The sequence below is a fragment of the Streptomyces nanshensis genome, from assembly GCF_001751255.1.
GTDB lineage: Bacteria > Actinomycetota > Actinomycetes > Streptomycetales > Streptomycetaceae > Streptomyces > Streptomyces nanshensis_A.
On sequence record NZ_LJGW01000234.1, the window covers coordinates 1 to 4,511 of the forward strand.

The following is a 4,511-nucleotide window of genomic DNA, read 5'->3' on the forward strand; positions in this document are numbered from 1 at the left end:
TGGCCGGGAGCCGCGCCCTGGCCGTTCCCGGTGCCGGGACCGTACGCCGGGGCCGGTGCCACTGCCGGGGCCGGGGCCGGAGCCTGTCTACCTCCGCCGAACCGGTCGCCGTCCACCTCGTCGAAGCTGCCGAACGCGGCCAGCCCCTCCGGCGTACGCCGCACCGGCGGCGCACCCGGCGCGGCCGCACCGCCCGCGCCCTGCTCGGCGCCCTCCGCGAGGTGCAGCATCTTCTCCAGCACATCCTCGGCAGTCGGCCGGTACATCTCGTCGACGATGCGGCCGTCCGCGAGATACAGCACGCGGTCGGCGTACGCGGCGGCCACCGGGTCGTGCGTGACCATCACGACGGTCTGCCCCAACTCGTCGACGGAGCGCCGCAGAAAGCCCAGCATCTCGGCGCCCGCGCGGGAGTCGAGGTTGCCGGTCGGCTCGTCGCCGAAGATGATCTCCGGCCGGGACGCCAGCGCCCGCNCGCGACCCGCTGCTGCTGGCCGCCGGAGAGCTGGCTCGGCCGGTGCCCGAGCCGGTCCTCCAGACCGACCGTGGAGATGACCGTATGCAGCCACTCCTTGTCGGGCTTGCGGCCCGCGATGTCCATGGGAAGCGTGATGTTCTCCAGGGCGCTGAGCGTCGGCAGCAGGTTGAACGCCTGGAAGACGAAGCCGATCCGGTCACGGCGCAGCCGCGTCAGCTTCTTGTCCTTCAGACCGGTGATCTCCTGGTCGCCGACGTGGATACGCCCCTCGGTGACCGAGTCGAGCCCGGCCAGGCAGTGCATCAGCGTCGACTTGCCGGAGCCCGAAGGACCCATGATCGCCGTGAACGCGCCGCGGGCGATGTCCACATCGACACGGTCCAGCGCGACCACCCTCGTCTCGCCCGTCCCGTACGCCTTCACCAGCCCGCGGGCGGAGGCCGCCGCGGGCTGAGGCGCCCCGCCGGCCCCGCTCCCGGGACTCGTCGCAGCCGTCGTCATGGTGTGTTCCTCTCCCCGTACCGTGCTGCCGGAATCGGCGCCGTGCGGCGCCCGTGCGCGGCGGCCCTGTGCCGCCCCGCCGTGTCGTGAGCCGTGCGAGCCCCGCCCCGAGTGGGCGGACCCCGCTGGAGGTGTGTGCGCGCCACCCGGCGTGGGTGTGCCCGCTGGAAGTCTCCCGGCGAGCGGATGCGCGCCGCGATGGTGCCCGTACCTCTCCGGAACCGGGGGCTGTCCCCACCACCGGTGGACCCCCGGGACCGTACGGGCCGCCGCCTCGTCTGCCGCAGCCGGCTTCCGTACGGGCGTCCCCGTGCCGGCGCCGTGAGAAGAGCCTAGGCAGCGGCGCACCGCGGACTCCTCCTGCTCCAGGACTATTTCGCGAGGCGGCGACACTGCGGAACCCCCCTAGGGGAGATCTGCGGGATGCACCGCCGCACCCCGGCCGGTGTCCGCCGCCGGCTCCCCGACCCCATGACCACCAGTGACGATGCTGGAAATGTGACAGGTTTTCCACAACCCCTTTCGACCATCCGACACTCGCCAGTAACGTGCCCTCAACCTGGGGCCTTCGCCCCGTACGGGAGGGGAGGCGCGCATGGCGTCCAGCGCCGGCGGACAGCACGGGTTCTTCGACGACTACGGAACGTATCCCTCCGAACCCTCCTTTCCGCCCCGTCGGGGCCATGCCCGAACTCCTGGCCCGCAGCCCGCCTATCCGCCCCGGCCGGGGCATCCGCCCCCACCGCACTACAGCCCCCCGCCGACGTACCGGCCCACCGTCCCGGCGCACGCCGACACCGAACTCGTGCGGCTGCGCACCGCCTACCGCTGGCTGCGCCGCAGCATGACGCTGGCCGTCCTCGGCTACTACACCGTGTATCTCGTCCTCGCGGCCTATCTGCCGGACCTGATGGCACAGTCCGTGTTCGGCTCCGTCAACCTCGGCGTCTTCCTGGGGCTGCTGCTGATCCCCGTCACGCTGCTGACGGTCGTCACCTACGAACTCTTCGCCCGCGCCACCGTCGACCCCCTCTCCCACCGGGTGCGCATCGCCGACGAGGAACAGCGCGAGAGCGAGGAGGAGAACCGGTGAACCCCAGCGCCGTGGACGCCGGTTCGCAGTCCCTGTCGTTCGCGATCTTCGCCGCGCTCGTCAGCGTCACGCTGCTGCTGTGCATCATGACCAGCGCCGAACGCGACGACCTCGACGAGTTCTACACCGGCTTCCGCACCCTCGCCCCGCTGCGCAACGGCCTCGCCATCGCGGGCGACTACATCTCCGCCGCGACCGTCCTGTCGACCATCGGCATCATCGCCCTCACCGGCTTCGACGGCCTGCTCCTCGCCCTGAGCACCGCGCTGTCCCTGCTGCTGCTGATGGTGCTGCTCGCCGAACCGCTGCGCAACGCGGGCCGGTTCACCATGGGCGACGCCCTCGTCCACGGCGGCGCCAGCCGCCTCGTACGCCTCGCGGCGACCGCCGTCACCCTCGCCTCGCTGCTGCCGCTGATGGTCTTCCAGCTCGCCGGCGCCGGCCATCTCGTCACGCTCGTCCTGGGCTTCGAGGGCTCCTCGGTCCGTACGGCGATCATCGTCGCCCTCGGCACCCTCATGATCGGCTACGCGGGCATCGGCGGGATGAAGGGCACCGCGCTCATCCACATCATCAAGCTCGTCGTGCTCTTCGGCGCCTCGCTGATGCTCGCCCTGCTCGTCATGGACAAGGTCGGCTGGGACCCCTCACGGCTCGTCACGCTCGCCGACATCGGCAGCGGACGGGGCGCGGCCTACGCGCGTTCCGGGCTACTGATCGAACCGACCGCCATCGGCAAGGCCGATCTGATCGCCAGTTCGCTGACCGTCGTCTTCGGCGCGGCCTGTCTGCCGCACGTCACGATGCGCATGTACACCGCGCGCAGCGCCCCCGACATCCGCCGCGCCATGTCGTACGCCGTGATGATCATGGCGGTGTTCGTGGTGCTCATCGCCGTCATCGGCGCCGGTGCCACCGCGCTGCTGGGCCGCGAAGTCCTCGCCGCCGGCGGGCCGCAGGGCAGCACCGCCATCCTCCAGCTCGCCCAGGGGATCCTCGCCGACTCCGCCGCCCTCTCCACGTTCGTCTTCACCACCGTCGCGACGGCCGTCTTCCTGACGCTGCTCTCCTCCGTCGCCGGGATGATCCTCGCCTGCGGCAACTCCCTCGCCCACGACCTGTACGCGAACGTGCTCAAGCGCAGCAGGAAGCCGCTGCCCCGGCGGGAGCTGCTCGTCGCGCGCCTGGCCGCGTTCGCCGTCGGGGCGCCCGCGATCGCGCTGGCCGTCCTGATGCAGGACCGTGCGCTGCGGGCGCTGATCATCCTGTCCTTCAGCATCGCCGCGTCCGCCATCGCCCCGGCGCTCCTCTACGGGCTCTTCTGGCGCCGCTTCACCCGCCTGGGGATGCTGGGCTCGCTGGTGGGCGGCACCGTGACGGCGGTCGTCGTGACGGTCTTCTCCACGACGGTCTCCGGAACGCCCGAATCCCTCTTCCCCGAGCAGCACTTCGACAGGCTGCAACTGACGACCAGCGGCATGATCAGCATCCCCGTGGGCTTTCTGCTGGGCTGGCTGGGGACGGTCCTCAGCGGACGGCGCCGGCAGGAGCGGCGGCGTCAGCGCTACCGGGCGGTCGAGCCGCGGCTGCTGGCGGGAGCGCGACGCCGCTGAGCGCGGGGGCGCCCAACGCGTCGGCGTACGAGGGGACTTGGGACCGTGAGGCCGGAGACTGCCGGGGCGGAGCAGGCGGTACGGGCCCGACGGGCCGCCGTTCTCAGCGCTTTCGGCCCCTGACCTGTCCGGGAACGGTGACCGCCTCCGCCGTGCCCGCCGTACCGGCGGCGCCCTGTGCGCCGGACCCGCCGCACTCACCGGCCTCGCCGAACTCGCCGCCGTCCACAGCCTGTTGACCGCGCCCGCCCTCGCCGTCGTCCTCGGCGTCCGCCTCCCCGTCCTCGCCGGTCCCGGCCACGCCCGTACGTCCCGTCAGCGACGCCAGCGTGCTGCGCACCCGGCCCATGTGCCGCCGCATCTCCGCGGCACGCTCGGCGTGCTCCCACAGCACGCGCTCCGTCTCGCGCTCGATCGCCTCCCCGCGCACCCGGGCGCCCGCGAGCAGCTTCCCACCGCGCTTACGCGCCTCCTCGTCCCAGCGCTGCGCGTCCTCCTCGGCCTCGGCGCGCTCACGGCGTGCCGTCTCCAGCAACTCCTCGCCGCGGTCCCCCAGTTCGCCGACGTACGCCTCCAACGTCCGCTCCCGCTCGGCGATCTCGCGGTCCGCGTCCTCCGCTGCGGCCGTCTGCGCCCGCTCCTGCTCGGACAGCGTCGTGGCGCACCGCTCCCGGGCCTCAAGTAGCGCCTCCTCAGCGGCCGTACGCGTCTCGGCCTCCGCGGCGCGTGCCGCCGCCGCCACCGCCTCCGCCTCGGCGCGTGCCGCCTCGACCCTGCGGTCCGCCGCCGCGGACGCCTCCGCGCGCAGCAGTTCGGCCTCCTCGGC

At 72.8% G+C, this 4,511-nt stretch carries 2 protein-coding genes and 2 pseudogenes; 2 read left to right on the plus strand and 2 right to left on the minus strand.

The window, feature by feature from the left end:
* Positions 1-227: 227 nt before the first annotated feature.
* Positions 228-979: pseudogene (locus AN218_RS13630) on the minus strand (ABC transporter ATP-binding protein); the annotation flags it as partial.
* A 595-nt stretch (positions 980-1,574) separates the two neighbouring features.
* On the opposite strand from AN218_RS13630, the gene AN218_RS13635 reads away from it, so the two are divergent.
* Positions 1,575-2,072 carry a DUF485 domain-containing protein gene (locus AN218_RS13635; protein WP_079132139.1) on the plus strand — a complete coding sequence of 166 codons (498 nt, stop codon included), beginning with the start codon at positions 1,575-1,577 and terminating at the stop codon, positions 2,070-2,072.
* Entirely contained in the window at positions 2,069-3,685 is a 1,617-nt protein-coding gene (locus AN218_RS13640) for a sodium/solute symporter (protein ID WP_070017111.1), read from the plus strand. Before AN218_RS13635 ends, AN218_RS13640 begins: the two co-directional genes overlap by 4 nt.
* A gap of 103 nt (positions 3,686-3,788) precedes the next feature.
* Here AN218_RS13640 and AN218_RS13645 read toward each other — a convergent pair.
* Positions 3,789-4,511, minus strand: a pseudogene (locus tag AN218_RS13645) (cellulose-binding protein); the annotation flags it as partial.